The sequence below is a fragment of the Streptomyces camelliae genome, from assembly GCF_027625935.1.
Taxonomy (GTDB): Bacteria; Actinomycetota; Actinomycetes; order Streptomycetales; family Streptomycetaceae; genus Streptomyces; species Streptomyces camelliae.
Map to the genome: position 1 here is coordinate 929,196 of NZ_CP115300.1, position 22,252 is coordinate 951,447.

Annotated in this window: 17 protein-coding genes and 2 pseudogenes; 12 read left to right on the top strand and 7 right to left on the bottom strand. The window is 72.6% G+C overall.

Annotation, left to right across the window (positions count from 1 at the left end):
* Window positions 1-93: 93 nt before the first annotated feature.
* Window positions 94-3,468, bottom strand: a complete 3,375-nt coding sequence (locus tag O1G22_RS04455) for a pyruvate carboxylase (protein ID WP_270080078.1) — start codon at window positions 3,466-3,468, stop codon at window positions 94-96.
* Window positions 3,469-3,658: 190 nt separating this feature from the next.
* A complete protein-coding gene (locus O1G22_RS04460) occupies window positions 3,659-4,522 on the bottom strand; it encodes a hypothetical protein (protein WP_270080079.1) in 864 nt (287 codons plus the stop codon).
* A 620-nt stretch (window positions 4,523-5,142) separates the two neighbouring features.
* Between O1G22_RS04460 and O1G22_RS04465 the strand changes: the two genes are divergently transcribed.
* From O1G22_RS04465 to O1G22_RS04500, 8 genes are all read left to right on the top strand, one after another.
* The gene (locus O1G22_RS04465) at window positions 5,143-7,284 is read left to right on the top strand and encodes an ATP-binding protein (protein ID WP_333492214.1); all 2,142 of its coding nucleotides are present in this window, start codon (window positions 5,143-5,145) and stop codon (window positions 7,282-7,284) included.
* Entirely contained in the window at window positions 7,281-7,688 is a 408-nt protein-coding gene (locus tag O1G22_RS04470) for a roadblock/LC7 domain-containing protein (RefSeq protein WP_270080080.1), read from the top strand. Before O1G22_RS04465 ends, O1G22_RS04470 begins: the two co-directional genes overlap by 4 nt.
* Window positions 7,689-7,699: 11 nt before the next feature.
* Window positions 7,700-8,047: a DUF742 domain-containing protein gene (locus tag O1G22_RS04475; protein WP_270086325.1), complete on the top strand. Its 348-nt coding sequence runs from the start codon at window positions 7,700-7,702 to the stop codon at window positions 8,045-8,047.
* A 13-nt stretch (window positions 8,048-8,060) separates the two neighbouring features.
* Window positions 8,061-8,654 (top strand): GTP-binding protein, encoded by a 594-nt coding sequence (locus O1G22_RS04480; protein WP_270086326.1) that lies wholly within the window; start codon window positions 8,061-8,063, stop codon window positions 8,652-8,654.
* Window positions 8,651-9,862 (top strand): cytochrome P450, encoded by a 1,212-nt coding sequence (locus O1G22_RS04485; RefSeq protein ID WP_270080081.1) that lies wholly within the window; start codon window positions 8,651-8,653, stop codon window positions 9,860-9,862. The genes O1G22_RS04480 and O1G22_RS04485 overlap by 4 nt, the downstream gene beginning before the upstream one ends.
* Window positions 9,863-9,921: 59 nt before the next feature.
* Complete coding sequence (locus O1G22_RS04490) at window positions 9,922-11,148, top strand: cytochrome P450 family protein (RefSeq protein ID WP_270080082.1); 1,227 nt, start codon at window positions 9,922-9,924, stop codon at window positions 11,146-11,148.
* 132 nt (window positions 11,149-11,280) lie between these two features.
* Complete coding sequence (locus O1G22_RS04495; RefSeq protein WP_270080083.1) at window positions 11,281-12,270, top strand: aldo/keto reductase; 990 nt, start codon at window positions 11,281-11,283, stop codon at window positions 12,268-12,270.
* Window positions 12,271-12,409: 139 nt separating this feature from the next.
* Window positions 12,410-13,543: a PP2C family protein-serine/threonine phosphatase gene (locus tag O1G22_RS04500; protein ID WP_270080084.1), complete on the top strand. Its 1,134-nt coding sequence runs from the start codon at window positions 12,410-12,412 to the stop codon at window positions 13,541-13,543.
* 370 nt (window positions 13,544-13,913) lie between these two features.
* Here O1G22_RS04500 and O1G22_RS04505 read toward each other — a convergent pair whose 3' ends face one another.
* Window positions 13,914-14,429 carry a hypothetical protein gene (locus O1G22_RS04505; protein ID WP_270080085.1) on the bottom strand — a complete coding sequence of 172 codons (516 nt, stop codon included), beginning with the start codon at window positions 14,427-14,429 and terminating at the stop codon, window positions 13,914-13,916.
* A gap of 56 nt (window positions 14,430-14,485) precedes the next feature.
* Window positions 14,486-15,016, bottom strand: coding sequence for an SRPBCC domain-containing protein (locus O1G22_RS04510; RefSeq protein WP_270080086.1), 531 nt, complete (start codon window positions 15,014-15,016; stop codon window positions 14,486-14,488).
* A 166-nt stretch (window positions 15,017-15,182) separates the two neighbouring features.
* On the opposite strand from O1G22_RS04510, the gene O1G22_RS04515 reads away from it, so the two are divergent.
* Window positions 15,183-15,983, top strand: a complete 801-nt coding sequence (locus O1G22_RS04515) for an SAM-dependent methyltransferase (protein ID WP_270080087.1) — start codon at window positions 15,183-15,185, stop codon at window positions 15,981-15,983.
* Between the two features lie 42 nt (window positions 15,984-16,025).
* On the top strand, window positions 16,026-16,229 hold the full coding sequence (locus O1G22_RS04520) for a hypothetical protein (RefSeq protein ID WP_270080088.1): 204 nt from the start codon (window positions 16,026-16,028) through the stop codon (window positions 16,227-16,229).
* Between the two features lie 261 nt (window positions 16,230-16,490).
* Here the strand turns inward: O1G22_RS04520 and O1G22_RS04525 are convergent, their stop codons facing one another.
* A complete protein-coding gene (locus O1G22_RS04525; RefSeq protein ID WP_270080089.1) occupies window positions 16,491-16,949 on the bottom strand; it encodes a flavodoxin family protein in 459 nt (152 codons plus the stop codon).
* Between the two features lie 102 nt (window positions 16,950-17,051).
* Between O1G22_RS04525 and O1G22_RS04530 the strand changes: the two genes are divergently transcribed.
* Window positions 17,052-17,753, top strand: a complete 702-nt coding sequence (locus O1G22_RS04530; protein ID WP_428986322.1) for a lipoprotein — start codon at window positions 17,052-17,054, stop codon at window positions 17,751-17,753.
* 9 nt (window positions 17,754-17,762) lie between these two features.
* Here the strand turns inward: O1G22_RS04530 and O1G22_RS04535 are convergent.
* Both O1G22_RS04535 and O1G22_RS04540 read right to left on the bottom strand, forming a co-directional pair.
* Window positions 17,763-18,106: pseudogene (locus O1G22_RS04535) on the bottom strand (GNAT family N-acetyltransferase); the annotation flags it as partial.
* Between the two features lie 24 nt (window positions 18,107-18,130).
* Window positions 18,131-19,450 (bottom strand): annotated as a pseudogene (locus O1G22_RS04540) (DUF1996 domain-containing protein); the annotation flags it as partial.
* Between the two features lie 1,510 nt (window positions 19,451-20,960).
* Here O1G22_RS04540 and O1G22_RS04545 point away from each other — a divergent pair.
* The gene (locus O1G22_RS04545; RefSeq protein WP_270080092.1) at window positions 20,961-22,220 is read left to right on the top strand and encodes a C40 family peptidase; all 1,260 of its coding nucleotides are present in this window, start codon (window positions 20,961-20,963) and stop codon (window positions 22,218-22,220) included.
* Window positions 22,221-22,252 lie beyond the last annotated feature (32 nt).

Here is a 22,252-nt window from a genome sequence, read left to right on the forward strand (position 1 = left end):
GCCCCCGGAAGCCCCGCCCGGGGCGCCGGGCGCTGAGCCGCAGATGCGACGGCGTGCGCCGCGGGCGGAGTCCGGCCGCGGCGCACCGGTGTGTCAGGCGATCTCGACGAGCAGGTCGCCGCCCTCCACCTGCTGGATGCGGTTGATGGCCAGCCGGGAGACCCGGCCCGCCTTCGGTGCGGTGATGGTGGCCTCCATCTTCATCGCCTCGATGGTGGCGATCGTGGCACCGGCGGCGACCTCGTCGCCCTCGGCCACCGCGAGGGTCACCACACCGGCGAACGGCGCCGCCACATGGCCGGGGTTGGCGCGGTCGGCCTTCTCCGTCACCGGCACGTCCGAGGCGGCCGCGCGGTCGCGGACCTGGATCGGGCGCAACTGGCCGTTGAGCGAGGACATCACGGTGCGCATCCCGCGCTCGTCGGCTTCGCCGACCGCCTGGAGCTCGATGAGCAGCCGGACGCCGGGCTCCAGGTCGACGGCGTACTCCTTGCCCGGACGCAGACCGTAGAAGAAGTCCTTGCTGTCCAGGACGCTGGTGTCGCCGAAGGCCTGGCGGTGGGTGTCGAACTCGCGCGTGGGGCCGGGGAACAGCAGCCGGTTGAGCGTGGCCCGGGTGTCCTTGGCGAGACCCTCACGGTCGTCGGCGGACAGTTCGGGGGCGGGCCTGGGCGCGCCGCGGCCCCGCAGCGCCTTGGTGCGGAACGGCTCGGGCCAGCCGCCGGGCGGGGTGCCCAGCTCACCGCGCAGGAAGCCGATCACCGAGTCGGGGATGTCGAACCTGTCGGGGGTCTCCTCGAAGGCCGCCGGGGAGACACCGGCACCGACCAGGTGCAGGGCGAGGTCGCCGACCACCTTGGAGGACGGGGTGACCTTGACCAGACGGCCCAGGATGCGGTCGGCGGCGGCGTACATGGCCTCGATGTCCTCGAAGCGGTCGCCGAGGCCGAGGGCGACGGCCTGGGTGCGCAGGTTGGACAGCTGGCCGCCGGGGATCTCGTGGTGGTAGACGCGGCCGGTCGGGGAGGCGAGGCCCGCCTCGAACGGGGCGTAGATCCTGCGGACGCCCTCCCAGTACGGCTCCAGGTCGCCGACGGCCTGCAGGTCGAGCCCGGTCGGACGGTCGGAGTGGTCCGTGGCGGCGACCAGCGCCGACAGCGACGGCTGCGAGGTCGTACCGGCCATCGAGGCGACCGCGCCGTCCACGGCGTCGGCGCCCGCCTGGATCGCGGCGAGGTAGGTGGCGAGCTGGCCGCCCGCCGTGTCGTGCGTGTGCAGATGCACGGGCAGGTCGAATTCGCGGCGCAGCGCGGAGACCAGCTTGGCGGCGGCCGGGGCCCGCAGCAGTCCGGCCATGTCCTTGACCGCCAGGACGTGCGCGCCGGCCTCGACGATCTGCTCGGCCAGGCGCAGGTAGTAGTCGAGGGTGTACAGCCGCTCGGACGGGTCGTTGAGATCGGCGGTGTAGCAGAGGGCGACCTCGGCGATCGCGGTGCCGGTCTCGCGTACGGCGTCGATGGCGGGGCGCATCTGGCCGACGTCGTTGAGGGCGTCGAAGATGCGGAAGATGTCGATGCCGGTGGCGGCGGCCTCCTGCACGAAGGCGTCGGTCACCTCGGTCGGATACGGGGTGTAACCGACGGTGTTACGGCCGCGCAGCAGCATCTGGAGGCAGATGTTGGGCACCGCCTCGCGCAGGGCGGCCAGCCGCTCCCAGGGGTCCTCGGCGAGGAAGCGCAGCGCCACGTCGTACGTCGCGCCGCCCCAGCACTCCAGGGACAGCAGCTGCGGCAGGGTGCGGGCGACGACCGGGGCGACCGCGAGGAGGTCCTTGGTCCGCACACGGGTGGCGAGCAGCGACTGGTGGGCGTCACGGAACGTGGTGTCGGTGACACCGAGGGTCGGCGACTCGCGCAGCTGCCGGGCGAAGCCCTCGGGGCCGAGGCCGACCAGGAGCTGACGGGAGCCGGCCGGGGGCTCGCCGGCCGGGAGCGGGGGCAGCTTGGTGACCGGGTCGAGCACGTCCGGGCGTTCGCCGTGCGGCTTGTTGACCGTCACGTCGGCGAGGTAGGTGAGCAGCTTGGTGCCGCGGTCGGCGGAGGAGCGGGCGGTGAGCAGGTGCGGGCGCTGCTCGATGAAGGAGGTGGTGACCCGGCCCGCCTGGAAGTCCGGGTCGTCGAGGACGGCCTGGAGGAAGGGGATGTTGGTGGCCACGCCGCGAATGCGGAACTCGGCCACGGCACGCCGCGCGCGTCCGACGGCGGCCTTGAAGTCGCGGCCCCGGCAGGTGAGCTTGACCAGCATCGAGTCGAAGTGCGCGCTGATCTCCGTACCGGCGTGGGTGGTGCCGCCGTCGAGCCGGATGCCGGAGCCGCCCGGGGAGCGGTAGGCGCTGATCCGGCCGGTGTCCGGGCGGAAGCCGTTGGCGGGGTCCTCGGTGGTGATACGGCACTGGAGGGCGGCGCCGCGCAGGGTGATGGTGTCCTGGGCGAGGCCGAGGCCGGCCAGGGTCTCGCCGGCGGCGATGCGCAGCTGGGCCTGGACCAGGTCGACGTCGGTGACCTCCTCGGTCACGGTGTGCTCGACCTGGATGCGCGGGTTCATCTCGATGAAGACGTGGTTGCCGTCGGGGTCGAGGAGGAACTCCACGGTGCCGGCGTTGCGGTAGCCGATCTCGCGGGCGAAGCGCACCGCGTCGTCGCAGATCCGCGCCCGCACCTCGGGGTCGAGGTTGGGCGCGGGCGCCAGCTCGATGACCTTCTGGTGGCGGCGCTGGAGGGAGCAGTCGCGCTCGTAGAGGTGGATGACGTTGCCCTCGCCGTCGGCGAGGATCTGCACCTCGATGTGGCGCGGGTCCACGACGGCCTTCTCCAGGAAGACGGTCGGGTCGCCGAAGGCGGAGGCGGCCTCGCGGGAGGCGGCCTCGATGGACTCGCGCAGCTGGGCGGGGTCCTCGACCCGGCGCATGCCGCGCCCGCCGCCGCCCGCGACCGCCTTGACGAAGACCGGGAAGCCGATCTCCTCGGCGGCGCGGACGAGTTCGTCGACGTCGGTGGAGGGCTGCGAGGAGCCGAGCACGGGGACGCCGGCCGCGCGGGCGGCGGCGACGGCGCGGGCCTTGTTGCCGGTCAGCTCCAGGGTCGCCGCGCTGGGGCCGACGAACGTGATGCCCGCCTCCTCGCAGGCGCGGGCCAGCTCGGGGTTCTCGGACAGGAAGCCGTAGCCGGGGTAGACCGCGTCGGCGCCCGCGCGGCGGGCGGCGCTCACGATCTCCTCGACGGAGAGATAGGCCCGCACCGGGTGTCCCGGCTCCCCGATCTCGTACGCCTCGTCGGCCTTCAGCCGGTGCAGCGAATTGCGGTCCTCGTGCGGAAACACGGCGACGGTACGCGCCCCGAGCTCGTAGCCCGCCCGGAACGCGCGGATCGCGATCTCTCCACGGTTGGCGACCAGCACCTTGCGGAACATCCTGGATTCCCTTCAGCTGCCTGCCGGCGACGAACACCACGGTGTCTGCCACGCCTGCCGTATCTCGCGGCAACCATAGGGGTTCCCCCCGATATCGACGTGCGAAAACAGTCACACTGCCGAGGTGGCCCATGCCACAGCGAGCACCCCGGCCGCCGCCCCGGCCGGGCTCCGCACCGGCGCCGGCCGGTCAGCGTTCCGCGGAGGTCATCGCCGCGTCCCCGCTCCGGTCGGCCCGTGCCGGGGCGGGCACGGTCCGCGACGGTGTGGGGGCGGGTGCGGGTGCCGGTGCCGTCCGGTCCGGCGCGGGCGCCCGGTGGCGGGTGGGCAGCGGGGACCGCAGGAGCGCGCGCAGCCGCTCGCGGCGGCCGTGCAGCAGGCCGAGGACGATCGCCGAGCCCACCGCGATCAGATGCTCGCGGCCGGCCAGGTTGGGAATGGCTATGGACTCCCACACCATGGAACCGCCGGTCAGGGTGAACACCACGGGGGCGCGCTTGATCACCGAGAGATAGGTGAACAGGCCGACGACGGCCGCCGAAGGTCCGGTGTCCAGCACATGTGCGGCCTCGGGCGGCAGCCCCAGGCCGCCCCAGCCGGGGCCCATCGCGATCATCACGCGGGCGGTGAGCGTTCCGGCCAGCGTGGTGACGTAGGAGACCGCCAGCGTCCGGGCCCGGCCGAGGGTCAGTTCGGCCCAGGCGAAGGCGAGGAACAGCTGGGTGATGCCGGCCCACACCGGCAGGTCGAGCGCCGGGACGTACAGCGACACGGGTGTGCGCAGTAATGACAGCCACAGCGGCAGGTCGGCCTTGACGCCGCCGAGCCGGGTCACCCAGAGCCGGCCGAGGGGGTGCTGGGCGATGCCCTGGAAGAAGACGACGCCGAACGCGGCGACGAAGGCCAGCAGCAGTCCCGACAGTCCGCGGCGCGCGAGCCGCTGGACCGGCTCGACGACGATCGCGTGCCATTCGCCGCGCAGTGTCCGCCCGGTGAACCGGGCGAGCCGCGCGAGCAGCGAGCGGCAGGCCTCGATGCGCCCCTCAGTCGTCATGAGGCACGGCAGCCCATCGCCTTCGACTCCCCCGTCATGCACATCGCCCCCTTCGCCACGGTCCCGGCATTCCCGCCGGGCGAGGCGCTTTTCCGACATCTGTCCTTTTCAGACGCCATCGTATAGATGTGCTTTTCTCCCCCGGTCGACCTACCCCCTGCGTGCGGGTCACGCCGCGCATGCCCGGTCCCTCCCCCGGTGTGGGCCTCTGTGGTGGTGAGGCCCGGTCGGTGACAGTTCAGCGACCCGAGAGGCGGGCGTCAAGATCCATTGCCGATGCGCGGGTGTATGAAAAGACCCACAGGTCCGGGGCGCGGAAATCCGCGTACGGAAGGCAACCCGCACCCCCATGATTGCGTCCTCCCATTCAAGGCTCCTGTACGGCTCACCGGGTGTGCTCCGCCCGCCGCGGCGGCGTGAAGTGCCCCGAGTCATCCGGTTCGCGCTCAACGCACGGATATGACAGCCCACTTCATGGAACGAATGCGGAACCTTTCTTTTCCGATCACGAACTCTCGTATAGTGACCGCCAGTTCACCACTGAGTGTCACGTCACACCACCCGACCGTTCCCTCCAGCCCCCACCCGCCCGTCTCTGCCGCGAGGACCAGACCGGACCGATGACCCCGCTCACGCATCCCGGCGACCGACCCTCTCTCCGCATCTTCCTCACCGCCCTCGCCGTGACCGGCGCCCTGACGGCGCTCGTGGTCTGCGCGGCCGTGGCGGCGACGCCGGGCTCGGTGCGCACCCCGCTGGCCTGGGGCGCGGGCGTGGCGGCGGTCGTGCTCAGTGCGGCGGTCGCCACCGCCGTACACGCCCGGCGCAGCGCGCGCGGTCTGCGGCACCGGCTGGACGCCGTGACCCAGGACCTCGGGCGGCTCCTCCAGCAGCAGGCCCGTACGACCGACGAGGCCCGTCAGGAGCAGCAGCACCTCATCGACGAACTCGCCCGGCAGCGCACCGAGTTCACGGAGTCCTTCGCGGCCGAGCGGGCGCAGCTGGAGCGGGCGAGCGGACAGGAGACGGACCGGCTGCGGCGGGAGAACGCCCGGCTCACCAGTGAGCTGGAGCAGGCCCGGCGTGAGCGGGCCGCGGCGGTCTCCGCGACCTCCAACGCCGCCGGCCGGATGCAGGCGCTCGCCACCGCCACGCTCGCCGACCTGCGCGCGATGGAGGACCGGCACTCCGACGAGGACGTCCTCGCCGACCTGCTCCAGCTCGACCACCGCACCGCGCAGGCGGGCCGGCTCGCCGACTCCATCGCCGTGCTGACCGGGGCGCGTTCGGGGCGGCGGTGGGCGCGGCCGATCAGGATGGAGTCGATCCTGCGCGGTGCGATGGGGCGGATCGCCGGGTATCAGCGGGTACGGGTGCACTCGGTCAGCGAGGCCGCCGTGGCCGGGCACGCCGCCGAGGGCGTGATGCACGCGCTGGCCGAACTCCTCGACAACGCCGCGAACTTCTCGCCGCCGAGCGCCGAGGTGCACGTCTACGTGGAGGAGGTGCCGGCCGGGGCCATCGTGTCCGTGGAGGACAGCGGCCTGGTGATGGGCGATGTCCAGCTGCGCCGCGCCGAGCGGGCGGTCTCCGGTGACGTCTCCGAGCTGGGTGGTCTGACCGGTACCCGGCTGGGCCTCGCCGTGGTCGGCCGGCTCGCCGCCAAGCACGGGCTGAAGGTGTCGTTCCGGCCGTCCGCGCGGGGCGGCACGGGCGTCCTGATGCTCATCCCCCAGGACATCCTCACCACCCCCACCCCGGCTGGACCCCCGGCCGCGACACCGCCGGCGCAGTCCCCCACGCCGGCCAAGGCCCCGTCCGCCGCGGAGGCCACCCCGGTCCACGAGCCCGCCGCCCCGGCCGCGGAGGAGGGCCCGGCCGGCCTGCCCAAGCGCCGCCGCGGCCGCACCCTCGCCGAGGCCGAACGCTCCCGCTCGGGCCCCCGCGCCGACGCGACCCCGACGACCGGCCCCGACCCGGCCAAGACCCGCGCGGCCCGCTTCAGCAGCTTCCGCCAGGCGGTCCGCCCGACGGCCCAGGACACCACGGCCACCGCGCCGACACCGCCTGCCGAACACACGGCACCTGCCGGCCGGACCGCCCGATCGGAAGCCCGCTCCACCCACAGCCTCGCACCGGACACCGACGGGACCGCCACCGCGCCGGACATCGAGCGGCACACGGCCGCTCAGGCCAGGCCGGACGCCGAGCGGCACTCCGGCGCACCCGGCGTCCCGGCGGACACGGCTGTATCCGGCGGTCGGACCGGCCGCGCCCTGCAGGACGCCGTCCAGGAGGGCTCCTCCGGCACCCTGTCGCCGACCGCTCCCGCGCAGACCGTGCACCCCGCCGACCACCCCCGGCAGGACACCGCACCGGACGGCCGAGCCGGCCTCTCCCCGGCCACCCCCGCAGTGGTCGACGTATCCACCACGCCCGCCGACCACACCCCTCAGGACGGCCCCCGCGACGGCCACGCGGCCGATGCCCCCCAGGGCACGCTCCGGGACGCAGACGCGGCCGGAACCCCGAAGGGTGCCGCGCCCGCCGGTCCGGCCGGCGTTTCCGGCTCCGCCCACACCCACGCCCCCGCACCGGAGAGCCGGCCCAGCGACTCCACCACGGACAGCCGTCCCGGTGGCTCCGCGCCGGACGGCGTATCGGGCGGCCGGATCGGCGTTCCGCGCGGCACCGCCGGTGAGCACCCCTCCTCCGCCCCCTCCCACCCGTATGCGCACTCGGAAGGCGACACCACTTCATGACCGGCCCGAGCACCGCCGACGACAAGCTCACCTGGCTCCTGGAGGGCCTGCTGGAGAGGACTCCGGGGACGCGGCACGCGCTCGTGCTCTCGCGGGACGGGCTGAAGCTGTGCCGCAGCCCTGAGCTGAGCGCCGATCAGGCCGACCAGCTCGCCGCGATCGCCGCCGGGATCCAGTCGCTGTCGCACGGGGCGTCGGTGGAGTTCGGTGACGGCAGCGGAGGCGTGCGCTCGGCGATGACCGAGTTCTACGGCGGCGTGCTGTTCATCGTGGAGGCCGGCGCCGGCGCCCATCTGGCCGTCGTCACCACGGAGGAGGCGGACGCCGGGGTCGTCGGGCACAACATGACCGAACTCGTCGAGCAGCTCGGCGAGCACCTGACCGCGCTGCCCCGTACCTCATGAGCGGTCCGGGGATGAACCGGCCGGGGCGCGACGATGCTCCCGACCGGTTGTACACCATCACCCAGGGGCGCAGCCGGACCGACCCCGACAGCCCCTTCGACCTCGTCACCCTCGTCGTCGCCGAGTCCAAGCCGGTCACCGGCATGCAGTCGGAGCACGTGGCGATCCTGCGGATGACCGAGTTCCCCGCCTCGGTGGCGGAGATCGCCGCCGAGCTGAAGCTGCCCGTGAGCATCACCAAGGTGCTGCTGTGCGACCTGCTGGCGGCGGGCCGCGTCAGCGCCCGGCATCCGCACAGGCCGGCCATCACCGACCCCGACATCCTGGAGCAGGTGCTCGTTGGACTCCGCAACCTCTGACGCCCGCACCCCGTTGGGTGCCTCCGCCGACCACGGTTTCAAGATCGTGGTCGTGGGCGGCTTCGGCGTCGGCAAGACCACCCTGGTCCGCTCGGTCAGCGAGATCCGTCCCCTCAGCACCGAGGAGACGATGACCCAGGCGGGCGAGGCCGTGGACGACATCCGCCAGGTGCGCGGGAAGTCCGCCACCACGGTCGCCTTCGACTTCGGGCGGATCACCCTCGACACCCGCAATGTGCTGTACCTGTTCGGCGCGCCGGGGCAGGAACGGTTCTGGTTCCTGTGGGACCGGCTGTTCTCCGGCACGCTCGGCGCGGTCGTCCTCGTCGACACCCGCCGCATCGACGACTCCTGGTACGCCATCGACCGCCTGGAGCACCACGGCACGCCGTTCATCGTGGCGTGCAACGACTTCGGTGGTCCCGTCCGCGCCGGCGAGGACGTCCGCGAGGCCCTCGACCTCGACCCGCACGTACCGCTGATCGACTGCGACGCCCGCTCCCGCGCCTCCGGCAAGCAGACCCTGATCACGCTGGTGCAGCACGTGAAGAACCGGTACGCCGACCTGTCCGCCCGGGCGGGCCTGCCCCGACAGGAGTTCGTGTGACCACCCCCGACGCCGTCCCGCTCGGCGGCCCCCGGTTCCAGACCGAACCCGCCCGCCTGTACCGGGAGATGCGGCGCGACCACGGCGCCGTCGTCCCGGTGCTGCTCGACGGCGACGTACCGGCCTGGCTGGTGCTGGGCTATCGCGAACTGCATCAAGTGACCGGCGATCCGGTGCTGTTCAGCCGGGACTCCGACCTGTGGAACCAGTGGGAGCACATCCCGGCCGACTGGCCGCTGCTGCCGATGATCGGCCGCAAGCAGCCGTCGATCCTCTACACCGTCGGCGAACGGCACCGGCAGCGCGCCGGGATGATCAGCGACGCGCTGGAGGCGGCGGACCCCTTCGAACTGCGGCGGCACGCCGAGCGGTTCGCCGACGAGCTGATCGACGCGCTGTGCACGGCGGGCGAGGCCGACCTGGTCGCCCAGTACGCGATGCTGCTGCCCGTGCGGGTCCTCGCCCGGCTCTACGGCTTCCCGGACGAGGACGGTCCGGGGCTGGTCACGGCACTGAACGACATGATCGACGGCCGCGAGCGGGCCCTGGCCGGACAGGCCCATCTGGCCACGTCCATGGGGCAGTTGATCGCCGACCGGAAGAAGGAACCGGCGCACGACGTGGTGTCCCGGATGCTGGCCGACGACAGCGGTTTCAGCGACGAGGAGATCACCCAGGACCTGATGGTGATGATGGCGGCCGGGCACCAGCCGACCGCCGACTGGATCGGCAACTCGCTGCGGCTGATGCTCACCGACGACCGGTTCGCCGCCTCGCTGTTCGGCGGTCGGCACAGCGTCCCCGAGGCGATGAACGAGGTGCTGTGGGAGGACACGCCCACCCAGAACGTGGCCGGCCGCTGGGCCGCCCGCGACACCCACCTCGGCGGCCGCCGCATCCAGGCCGGCGATCTGCTGCTGCTCGGGCTGCAGGGCGCCAACTCCGATCCCCAGGTGCGCACCGACGCCTCCGCGCTGACCGGCGGCAACAACGCGCACTTCTCCTTCGGTCACGGCGAGCACCGCTGTCCGTTCCCCGCGCAGGAGATCGCCGAGGTGATCGCGCGGACCGGCATCGAGGTCGTCCTGGACCGGCTGCCGGACATCGACCTGGCGGTGCCGGCCGAGTCCCTCACCCGCCGGCCCTCGCCCTGGCTCCGTGGACTGACCGAACTGCCGGTCCGGTTCACCCCGGTACCGGCCCTCTGATCCGGCCCGTAGCCGCACGCCCATCCCCTGCCACCCCCCTGCCCTGGAGGCACCTCACGATGACGACCGGTACCGAAGCATCGCGGATCGCCCTGGACCCCTTCGTCACCGACCTGGACGCCGAGAGCGCGGCGCTGCGCGCGGCCGGCCCGCTCGCCGCCGTCGAACTGCCGGGCGGCGTCCCGGTGTGGGCCGTCACGCATCATGCCGAGGCCAAGGCCCTGCTCACCGACCCGCGCCTGGTGAAGGACATCAACGTGTGGGGCGCCTGGCAGCGCGGCGAGATCCCCGCCGACTGGCCGCTGATCGGGCTCGCCAACCCGGGCCGCTCCATGCTCACCGTGGACGGCGCCGACCACCGCCGGCTGCGCTCGCTGGTGGCACAGGCGCTCACCCCGCGCCGGGTGGAGAAGATGCGCGAGCGCATCGAGAAGCTCACCCAGGACCTGCTGGACGCGCTGCCCGGGGACGGGGCGGTCGTCGACCTCAAGTCGGCCTTCGCCTACCCGCTGCCCATGTACGTCGTCGCCGACCTCATGGGTCTGGAGGAGGCGCGGCTGCCCCGGCTGAAGGTGCTGTTCGAGAAGTTCTTCTCCACGCAGACCCCGCCCGAGGAGGTCATCGCCACGCTGACCGAGCTGGCGCAGATCATGGCCGAGGCGGTGGCGGCCAAGCGGGCCGCGCCCGGTGACGATCTGACCAGCGCCCTGATCCTCGCCTCCGAGGACGGCGACCACCTCACCGACGAGGAGATCGTCTCCACGCTCCAGCTGATGGTCGCGGCCGGCCACGAGACGACGATCTCCCTGATCGTGAACGCCGTCGTCAACCTCTCCACCCACCCGGAACAGCGCGCCCTGGTGCTGTCGGGCGCGGCCGACTGGTCCGCGGTGATCGAGGAGACCCTGCGCTGGTCCACCCCCACCTCGCACGTCCTGATCCGCTTCGCGACCGAGGACGTGCCGGTCGGCGACAAGGTGATACCGGCCGGGGACGCGCTGATCGTGTCGTACGGCGCGATCGGCCGCGACGAGCGGGCGCACGGCCCGAGCGCCGGGGAGTTCGACATCACCCGGGAGTCGGGGAACCGGCACATCTCCTTCGGTCACGGCCCGCACGTCTGCCCGGGTGCCGCCCTGTCGCGGCTGGAGGCGGGTGTGGCACTGCCCGCGCTCTACGCCCGCTTCCCCGGCCTGGACCTGGCGGTGCCGGCGGCCGAGCTGCGCAACAAGCCGGTGGTCACCCAGAACGACCTGTTCGAGCTGCCGGTGCGGCTGGATTCCTAGCCGGGCGCGGAGCGTTGCTTGACTTGGAGAGCGCTCCAACTCGTAGCGTCGCAGACGTACGGCACAGTGCGGGCTCCGCCCGTGTGCCGTACGGAGCGACCATCGAATATGCGGGAAAGGCTGGGACATCACATGCAGAAGCGCAGTCTGCGGGACCTCCAGGTATCGGCCATCGGCCTCGGATGCATGGGCATGTCCGCCTTCTACGGCACCGCCGACCAGGACGAGGGCATCGCGACCATCCGTCACGCCCTGGAGCTGGGCATCACCTTCCTCGACACCGCGCAGGTCTATGGCCCGCTCACCAACGAGTCGCTGGTCGGCGAGGCGATCCGGGGGCACCGCGACGAGTACGTCATCGCAACGAAGTTCAACTACCGGATGGACGACGCCGTACCGGGCGACATGACCACCGTCGGCCGCCAGGACGGTTCCGCCGAGCATGTCCGGGAGTCGGTCCACGGCTCGCTGAAGCGGCTGGGCACCGATCACATCGACCTGTACTACCAGCACCGGGTCGACCCGAACGTGCCGATCGAGGAGACGGTCGGCGCGCTGGCCGAGCTGGTCGAGCAGGGCAAGGTGCGGCACATCGGGCTGAGCGAGGCGAGCGCGGAGACCATCCGGCGGGCCGACGCCGTGCACCCGATCACCGCCGTGCAGAGCGAGTACTCGCTGTGGACGCGGGACGTGGAGGCCGAGGTGCTGCCCGCCTGCCGGGAGCTGGGCATCGGCTTCGTGCCGTACTCCCCGCTCGGCCGGGGCTTCCTCGCGGGCCGATTCACCTCGCCGCACGAGCTGGACGCGAACGACTTCCGGCGCAACAACCCGCGTTTCCAGGACGGCAACCTGGACGCGAACCTGCGTCTCGCGGCGAAGGTCAAGGAAATCGCGGCCGAGAAGGGCGTGACCCCGGCCCAGCTGGCCATCGCCTGGGTGCTGGCCCAGGGCGAGGACCTGGTGCCGATCCCGGGCACCAAGCGTCGCACCTACCTGGAGCAGAACGCCGGGGCGGTCGGCATCGAGCTGACCAAGGAGGACCTGGCCCGTATCGACGCCGAGCTGCCGCCGGTGTCGGGTGAGCGGTACGACGAGGCCGGGATGCGGGCGGTCAATCGCTGAGGCGGTCAATCGCTGAGGCGGTCAATCGCTGAGCGCGCGCCCCTGTGGGGCGCTGCGCTCCCGCACCGCCTTTTCCGGTGCCGGAGATCCCCGGACAGGCTGACGTGCGGCCCGTCCGGCGGGGGAGCACGCTGTAGGAATGGGACCCCGGCTCGGGACCGGGGGTGTGCGGCAGCCGTTCCAGTCCTCGCACGCGCTGCTGCTGCTCCCGGTTCTGCTCATCGTGGTGATCACGGTCGTGGACGTGCGCGCACCCACCAACGTGCACCTCGGCCCGGCGCTGGTGATCGCGCCCGCCCTGACCCCCTCCTTCGCCGGGCCCCGGACCACGGCGGCCATCGGAGCGATGGCCCTGGCCGCCCAGGCCCTCATCGGCTTCACGCACGGCGGGATCGCCACCACGAACCACGTCGTGCAGCTCATCACCCTCGCGGTGCTGTCGGTCCTCGTGGTGATCTACAGCGCCCTGCGCGAGCGCCGGGTGGCCACGCTGGCCCAGGTCCGTACGGTCGCCGAGGCCGCGCAGCACGTGCTGATGTGGCCGCTGCCCGAGCAGATCGGCCCGCTGCGGATCGCCTCGCTGTATCTCGCAGCCGAGGACGAGGCGCAGATCGGCGGCGACCTGTACGCGGTGACCCAGTACGAGGGCGGGATACGGGTCATGATCGGCGATGTGCGCGGCAAGGGCCTGTCGGCCATCGGCGAGGCCGCCCTGCTGCTCGGTGCGTTCCGGGAGAGCGCGCACCGGCGCATCCAGCTCGCCGAGCTGGCCGCCCGGCTGGAACAGAGTGTCACCCACTACATGTCGGACCTGGAGCCGCGGGAGGAGGCGGGCGAACGGTTCGCCACCGCGCTGCTGGTGGAGATACCGGACCGGGATCCGGTCACCCGCATGACCAGCTGCGGTCATCCGCCGCCCCTGCTGCTGAGCCCCGGCCACGCGGTCACGGTCCCGAGCCTGCACCCGTCACCGCCGCTCGGGGTGCACGGCGGCGCCGAGCACACGTTGGACGTGTTCTCCTTCGAGCCGGGCGACACCCTGCTGCTCTACACCGACGGCGTGGTGGAGGCCAGGGACGCCCGAGGCCGGTTCTATCCGCTCACCGACCGGGTCGTGAACTGGACCGAGGACAGTCCCGAGGCGCTGATGCACCATCTGCGGCGCGATCTGCTCACCCATGCCGGTGGCCGGCTGGACGACGACGCCGCACTCATCGCGCTGCACCGCCACTCGGTCGACCGGCGCCGGCACCACGGCCGGGGCGGCGGCTAGGGCCTGTCCGGCGGGTCAGGTCGGAGGAAACGCGCGGCTCCGTCCGGCCGACCCGAGCGGGGTCTGGTGCGTGCAGCTGCGAGGCGGAGGAGGCCGTGACATCAGCCGCTGCCGCGGCGGGCGACGCGATGGGGGTCCCCCGCGCTGGGGGTCCCCCGCGCGAGCCCCATTCGAGCGTGGGGGAGTCGGCGACCGACGACAACGCCGCAGATGTGCGTGCCGGCCCCGCCTCTCCGACAGGATCCGCCGGACAGGCCTAGGTCCTCCGGCTCGGGTGGCCGGGGAATCGCTCAAGGGCGTGGGCCCCGCTCCGAGTGGGGCGGGGCGGGGCCGCACGCCCCGGCTCAGGGGACCGGCACGGCGTCCGGGTTCAGCGGACCGGCTTGAGGTCGGTGATCTTCAGGGTCTTCAGGTCGGACTGGACGTCGATCCGGCTGACCTCCGGGTGCTTGCCGTCGCTCCAGGTGAGCGTGACCCGGCTGGTGGCGTGGCCCGCGCCGGAACCGGTGTACGTCACTTTCCACTTCACCGGGACGTCCTGCGCGAAGAGGATGCCGTCGGCGTGCTCCTTCTTCTCGAAGGCGGCGACCTTCTTCTGCGCGGCGGCGGTGAGGTAGAAGCCGCGCAGGGCCTTGGCGGCGGGCCCGGCGGACTTGTCGCCGGTGGCCCAGACGGCGTCGATGTAGGCGCCGTAGAAGTCGGCCACGTGCTGGGTGGCGTTGCGCGGGTCGCCCTCGGCGGAGGACACGGCGGCGGCACGGGTGGTGTGGCTCGCGCCGGTCCCGGCGAGGGCGGGTGTCACGGCGGCCAGGGTGAGACCGCCGGTGAGGGCGGCCAGGGCGGTGAGCAGGATCTTACGGCTGTGCGAGCGACTGCTGACGGACATACGTCTCATTCCCCCGGTTACGGCACGACCAGGCCGATCCCGGCCGTCGGCGGACCTTAAGACCGCATTTCCCTCGCGTCGGTTCCGTTTCCCGAGCCCCTTTTTTCCTCCCGCGCGGGCCGCCCGGCGCCCGGTCCCTCGACGAGCCGGGCGAGGTTGTCCAGGGCCATCCGGGTGCCCAGTTCGTTGTCCGCGCGGGGGATGTCGTCGGGAATGCCCTCGTGCAGGATCTCCACGTCCGTACCGCCGCCCGCCGGGGTGAGCGTCGTCGTCATGGTCATGGTGCAGCGCACGGCGTCGTCGTCGGTCTCGAAGGCGAACACCTCCACGACCAGCTCGCCGGGCACGAGCCGGGCGAAGTGGCCGCGGTAGGTGTCGGTGCGGCCGCCGGACTTGCCCGGGGCGGAGTCGTCGTCGTAGGTGAGCGACACCCGGAAGGCGCCGCCCTCCCGGGCGTCGAAGCGGTGGACGCGGGCGGTCATCCCGTCCGGGACCCGCCACGCCGCGATCGCGACCGGGTCGGTCAGCGCCCCGTAGACGACGTGCGGGGACGCCTGCACACGCCGGGAGACTCGGGTGGCGTACATGCGCCCACGCTACCGGCCCCGGCCTCCCGACCGGTCACGACTCACCGGCGCCACCCCGCCGCGGGCGGCCCGGCTGGCGAACGTCCCCCACCTGCACGGCAGTTCACCTCTCCCGGTAGATTCACCAGTACCGTGTGACATCCACCCCCCTTCCCGGAGAGCCGACGTGACAGACACCGGATTCAGCCCGGAGCGGATAGACACCGGAAAGCCGCACTCCGCCCGGATGTACGACTGGTTCCTCGACGGCAAGGACCACTATCCCGTCGACGCCGAGGCCGCGGAGGCGGTGCTGAGGCTGTTCCCTGACGTCAAGGACAGCGCCTGGGCCAACCGTGAGTTCATGCAACGGGCCGCCCGCTTCGTCGCCCGCCAGGGCGTGGACCAGTTCCTGGACGTGGGCACGGGGATCCCCACCGAGCCGAATCTGCACCAGGTCGTGCAGGAGGTGACCCCGAGCGCGCGGGTGGTGTACGCGGACAACGACCCGATCGTGCTGCGGCATGCCGAGGCCCTGCTCCGGGGCACACCCGAGGGCCGTACGGCCTATCTCCACGCCGACGTCCGCGAGCCGGAGCAGATCGTGGAGTACGCCCGCGAGCATCTGGACCTGACCCGACCCGTCGGCCTGTCGCTGATCGCGCTGCTGCCGTTCGTGACGGACGAGCAGGACCCCTACGGCATCGTCCGGACCCTGCTGGACCCGCTGCCGTCGGGCAGCTTTCTGACGCTGTCCCACGGCGGCACGGAGCTGTTCGAACCGGAGGTGTGGGAGCGCATCGACGCCGTGTACCGCGCCGGGGGCACCGCGGTTCGGTTGCGCTCGCACGCCGGCGTGGTCCGGTTCTTCGACGGTCTGGAGCTGTGTGAGCCGGGAGTCGTGCAGGCCACCCACTGGCGCCCGGAGCCGGACATGCGGGTCCGCACGGACCAGCCGGTGTACGTGGGGGTGGCCCGTAAGCCCTGATCGCCCGCCGCGCCGCGCCCTCCCCGGGACCTGTGCTGCGGAATGTCCGCCCCGAAGGGGCTCCCGAATGGCGACGCGCCGCCCATCCCCGAGGAACTGACGCTCCGGCCCCTCGGCTTCGAGCACCTGGCCGCCGTCCGCGACCTCGGTCACCGGGTGTACGACACCGACGCCATGCCCTGCACCGGCTGGTCGCTGTCGGCGGTCGCCGGGCATCCGGCGCCCCGCGCCCGGCGTGTCCGGTGATGCTCGACGGCGACCGGGTGGCCGGGTTCGTGCTCGGGTCGACGTCGTTGGAGCAGCGGGCCGACCGGGGCCTGTCTGGAGTGCGTCGCCGTCGACCCCGGCTGCCAGGGGCGCCGGGGCAACACCGCCTCCGCCAGGCTGATACGCCGTAACGGGCCGCAGGGCAAGGGTCCTTACGACGTCACCCCCGGTCGGAGCGCGGCAGCCGCCCGGGCGGGCATGGCACGCTGAGTGGGCTGCTGTCCGGGCGCCTCCCGGCCCTCACGCGCCGGGCATCAGCCCCGCCGCGACCGTGGCCCCCAGCTCCCAGCACGCCTGGATGTCGGCCTTGCCGGGCTCGCCGGTGACGGTCACCGGCTCGGCCGCGCCGCGCCAGCCGAGGCCCGTGGTGACGGCCTCGATGGCACGGACGGCGCCGGTGACGTCGTTGCCGCCGTGGACGTAGTAGCCGAAGGGGCGGCCCTTGGTCTCGTCCAGGCAGGGGTAGTAGATCTGGTCGAAGAAGTGCTTGAGCGCGCCGGACATGTATCCGAGGTTCGCCGGTGTGCCGAGCACATAGCCGTCGGCTTCCAGGACGTCGCAGACGGTGGCGGCGAGGGCCGCGCGCCGCACGACACGGACACCCTCGATCTCCGGTGTCGTCGCGCCGGAGACGACGGCCTCGAACAGCGCCTGGCAGTTGGGCGACGGCGTGTGATGGACGATCAGCAAGGTAGGCACACCCGCACCCTGCCATGAAGCCGCGCTCGCATGCCACATGCGTACGGCGCCGTCGCTGCCCTCGGTTACAGTTGCGCCCCTGTCCAGGAGGGGAGAAGAACGGTGCAGGTCAGGGTGGGGTCCGTGGCAGGCCGTGTGGTCGTGGCGCTGACGCTGGCGGCGGTGCTCGGCGGGTGCGCGGGGTCGGGGGACGGCGACGGGAAGGCAGGGGTGAGCGCGTCGGCCGGCGCCGGCGCACGGGGTGCGAAGGGCACGGCGGGTGTGCCGAGCGGGGGCACGATCGGCGCGAGCGGGTCGGACTGCGAACTGCCTGTCACTTTCGACATCGCCGCGTCCTGGAAGGCCAAGGGCATCGACGCCGAGACCGAGCTGTCGAAGGCGTCGCAGAAGCCCGACGGCGATCTGAGCGCAGCACTCGCCGACAGCTTCCTGCGCCAGGGGCCGGTCACCGCCGCCTGCGAGATCGACGCCAAGCCGGCCGGTCACATCGGGTTCCTGCGCGTGTGGACCGGGAAGGGCGCACACGCCGACGCTGGCACGGTGCTCCGGCAGTTCGTCACCGCGGAGGACAACACAAGCAAAGCGACGTACCGCTCCGTCCGGACCGGCGGCGGTCTGTCCGGCGTCGAGGTGGACTACCTCTACACCAGCAAGCTCCTGGACGAGACCAAGAAGGAGACCGCCCTCGCGGTGAGCACGCCCGACGGGCCGGTCGTCCTGCACCTCGGCGGGATGGACACCGAGGAGCACGAGGCGATGCGGCCCGCGTACGAACTAGCCAAGCGGACGCTCAAGTTGGCCTGACGCACCGTGTCATACCGCGGTCGTGGAGCGCCCCAGGTACGTGAGGGGACCGGCGTCCTCGACCGCGATCTCGTGGAAACCGAGCCGATCGTGGACGGCACGGGCGGCGGTGTTGGCGGTGACCATGCCGAGATGGACGGCCGCGCCCCCTGTCCGCGCAGGGCCCCGAGGAAGCTGTGCATCAGCCGGCGTCCGTGGCCCCGCCCCTGCCAGGGCGGCAGCAGGTCGATGTGCAGATGGGCCGGGTAGGTGGCGAGTTCGGGAACGAGCGTGTGCTCCGGGTGGTGCAGGAGGCGGATCATCTCCTCGCCGGGCGTGCGGGGAGGTGCGGCGGGCTCCCGGTAGCGGCCGGCCGGGGGATCCACGTCCGGCGGAAGTCAGTAGGGCAGGCGCCGGGCGCGGAGGTACATGATCAGGCCGGACAGGGCGAGCAGCGTGCCGAGGGCGGCGGGCCACAGGTGGACGCCGCTCAGCACCGATCCGTCCCGCGTTGAGGTGAGTCGGGGTTGGGCGAGGGCGGGCGGGACGGTCGGGGACACCGGCGGCGCGGCCTCGGTGCGAGCCGGTGCGGTCGTCGCGCCGGCCTGCGGCAGCCCGCTCGCGGCAACCGTCGTACCCGCGCCAGGAGTTGCCGTCGGCGTGGGTGTCGTACCGGAGCCGCCACCTCTGGAGCCGCAGGCACGGCCGGAGTTGATGCAGTCGACCATCTCGCGCATGAGGTTGTCGTCGAAGACGTCGATGAAGTCGCCGTGGTCGGTGACGGGCTTGTGGAGTTGCTCGGGGAAGGAGTCGATCGCGAAGAGCGGGACGGTACGGCCGCCGTCCGTCAGGCTCGGGGCCGATACGTCGTAGACGATGCGCTGCACCAGTTGCGGGATGGCACGGAATCCCGGCGGGCAGGAGCCGTCGGGGGCGGTGAAGGCCACGTGGGTACGGTGGTTGGCGCTGTCGGTGTTACGGCCGTCCCAGCAGCTCTGGAACCGGAAGGTGCGCACGACATCGCTGCCCGGCGGGCACAGCGGGTACTTGTCCGTCAGCTGCCGGTCCTCGTGACCGGTGCAGCTCCAGGACGCGTTGGCGTTGCCGGGACCATTGACGAAGGCCTTGGCGTCGCCGGTGATGATGCGCAGGAAGCGCGGCATTGCGGTGACCTTGCCGCGCGGGTTGCCCACGAAGGTCAGCGTGACCTGCTTGGGCGTGACGATCCGGCCCGCGTTGCCCTCCGTGCCGCCGCCGGGGGACCGGGCGTCGCGCTCCTGTGTGCCGTTCTGCAGGCGCAGGACGGGCCAGTAGTACGAGGACTTGTCCCCTCGATCCGTGCAGCTCGTGCCCGCCTTCGCCAGGTCGTCGTCGCTCGCGAAGGCGTTGGTGCCCTGGTTGCCGACGTAGTCGTGGACGTGGTGGGCGCCGTTGGAGACGCCGGGCGCGACGATGACGTTGTCGGAGTTGAACAGGCCGCCCGCGTTGACACCGCAGTCGGAGGTGAACGTGCCGCGCGAGGCGTCCGCTTGCTGGGGCGGGTTCGGCAGGCGGGGTTCCACGGAGGTGATGTCCGCGTAGTCAGAGACGACGGGTCCGTTGCCGGCTTGACCTGCGCCGCTCGGGTGCTGCGCGTGGCTCTGGCGCGGGTTCTGGCTTTGGCTTTGGCTCTGGCTCTGACCGGCGGTGTCCGCGCCGGGTCCGTCGCCCCGCCCCTCGGCCACCGAGGCGTAGACGTTCGCCGCATTCGCCGCGACGAGTCCGGCGCCGCTCAGCATCAGGGCGACCGCCGCGAAGGTCGCGCGTCGTGCGCCGGTCCGGCGTCTGCGGGTGGTGCGTGCCAAGGTCGTGGTCCTCTGTGTGTTCGCCGCTCCGGGCATGGAGCTCCCCCGCCTTATACGAGGGACGGCGGCGCCGTGTTCAACAGGATCGCGAATTCACGTGGATCTCACAGGAAAACGCGATTCCCGCCTCTTCCCTCTCGAACGTCACCGCGAACATCACAATTACGTATCGGACATTCCACGCTCCGACCTTCACACGAGGTACACACTTTGGCTAGGTTGACGCGAGGCCGCCCGGCTCAGCCGGACGCAACGGCCCAACTGCCCTACGGGGCAAGGAAGGAGCACATCTTCCATGGCGCCGGAGAGCCGCGACGAGGTTCGGCAGCGGATCGCATCCCTCTACGACCAGGCCGAGGACGCGACGGGCAACTACAACGCGACCCGGGCCATGGCGGCGGTGACCCGCTCACGGGGCGTACCGCTCGCCAAGCGGTCGGGGCGGCGGCCGGATCCCGAGCTCGACGCGATGGCCCGGCAGTGGTTCGACATGGCACGCGCCAAGCTGGGCCCGACCGTCCCGGCCGCGCTCCCCGCCAACCGACTCCCCGACCGCCCGTCGGCTCCGGCACCCTCCCGGAACCGTTTGGGGGGCGGCGAACTCGACGCCCTGGACACGGGCCTGTCCGTACGGCAGCCCCGGGCGCTGGAGCGAGCCGACGACCGCCTGCCGGCCGAACTCACGACCGGCGGCACGGCATCCGATCCGACGAGTCGCCCCGGGGCCGACCTGAACACCCCCGGCCGCGCAGCCTTGCCCGCGCCCAGGCGGCCCGAACTGCCAGGAACCGCAATGGATTTGGCGGGATCGGCCGCTGAGGCAGGCCCGCTCGGCGCCCCTCGCGCCGCGCAGCCGACGACGTCAGGCACGGGGGCATTCACTCTGCCGGGCCTCTGGGCGGCGCAGGGGGCGGCAGTTTCAACCGTCCCTGCCGCGGAGCCGACCGCGACTTTGATGACCCCCGGGGCTCGGGGGGCGGGGTCCTTGATGGCGTCGCCCGAAGCACAGGAGGCCGGAATGCCGATGGCCCCTGGTGCACAGGAGGCTGCGGCGCTGATGGCCCCCGGAGGGCTGGAGCCTGGGGCCGTGACGTCTTCCGACATACAGGGAACGGCCACTTTGATGGCGCCCGGCGCACAGGCGGCGGTTGCGATGACGCCCGGCGCGCAGGGGGATTGGGCCGTGATGACACCTGACGCAGGCGGGGCTGCGGCGGTGATGACTCCCGACACGCAGGGGGATTGGGCTGCGCTGACACCTGGCGCAGGCGGGGCTGCGGCCGTGATGACTCCCGACACGCAGGGGGATTGGGCTGCGCTGACACCTGGCGCAGGCGGGGCTGCGGCCGTGATGACTCCCGAAACGCAGGGAACGGCCACCTTGATGGCGCCCGGCGCACAGGGCACGGCGACCTTGATGGCGCCCGGTGCGCAGGGGGCGGCAGCTCTGATGGCGCCCGGCACGCTGGAAGCGTCGGCCCTGACGACACCTGGTGCGCAGGGAACTCCGCTCGGTGGAGGCACCGCCGAGACCGCTGCCCGGCCGGTCACCGAGCCGCCCGCCACCCCGGGCTCACCGGTCCGGGAACCCGGCTCCCTCCCCGGTGCCGCCGTGCCCGGCCGGCCCTCCCCCGCCACGTCGAAGGCGTACAACCAGCGCAAGCTCGCCGCCGCGAGCGACCAGCTCACCCGGCACACCACCCGCCTCGCGGCACCGACAACGGCCCTACAGTCCACGCCTGTTACGGCCGCACAGCCCGATGCGGGCCAAGCAGGGCAGACGACCGGTCAGTGGCAGCAGTCGCAGTGGGCGGCGCCCGACGGATCGGCCGCGGCAGCGGCACCGCAGGCACCGGCCGGAACCAACTGGCCGGACGCCGCCGCCTCCCCCATCACCACCGGGTCCTTCCCGTCACCGGCCATCCCCGCGCCCACTGCCACGGACACCGGCTCCATCCCCTACCCGGCCAACCCCACAGGCTCGTTCCCGTCCCTGGCGATCCCCGCGCCCACCACCGCCGACACCGGCTCGGTCCCGGTCGCGTACCCCGGCGGCACAGCGCTCACCGCCACCGGTTCCTTCCAAGCCCCCGGCACCCCCGCTTCCCCCCTCGACACGGGCTCCTTCCAGACCCTCGGCCCGGCTTCCCCTGTCGGTACCGGTGTCCTCCCGCCCCTCGGCGCGCCCACCCCGACTCCTGATCCCCTCACCACGGGAGGCTTCGTCGCGCAGACGGCGCCGGCCCCCAGCCCCTCCCCCTCCCCCGCCCCCGAGACGTCCCCGGTCACGCGGGCCGCCAAGGCCATCGCGTTCGCTCGGGCGCAGATCGGGAAGCCATGTGTGTGGGGGGCGACGGGACCGGACTCGTACGACTGCTCCAGCCTGACGCAGGCCGCCTGGCGGGCCGCCGGGGTCACGGTGCCGCGTGCCGCGCACGAGCAGGCGTTCGCCGGCGCCCCGGTCACGCCGGAGGGTATCGAGCCCGGTGACCTCGTGCTCTTCTTCGACGACGACCGGCACGTGGGTCTGCATGTCGGCGGCGGCATGATGGTCCACGCCCCTGGTCCGGGATCGACCATCCGCGAGGAGTCGATCTACGGCGCCGGGGAGTCCGCGATCCACCGCATCGTGCGGCCCGCCTGAGGTGACGTGATCCGCCCGCAGAACATGGGGCC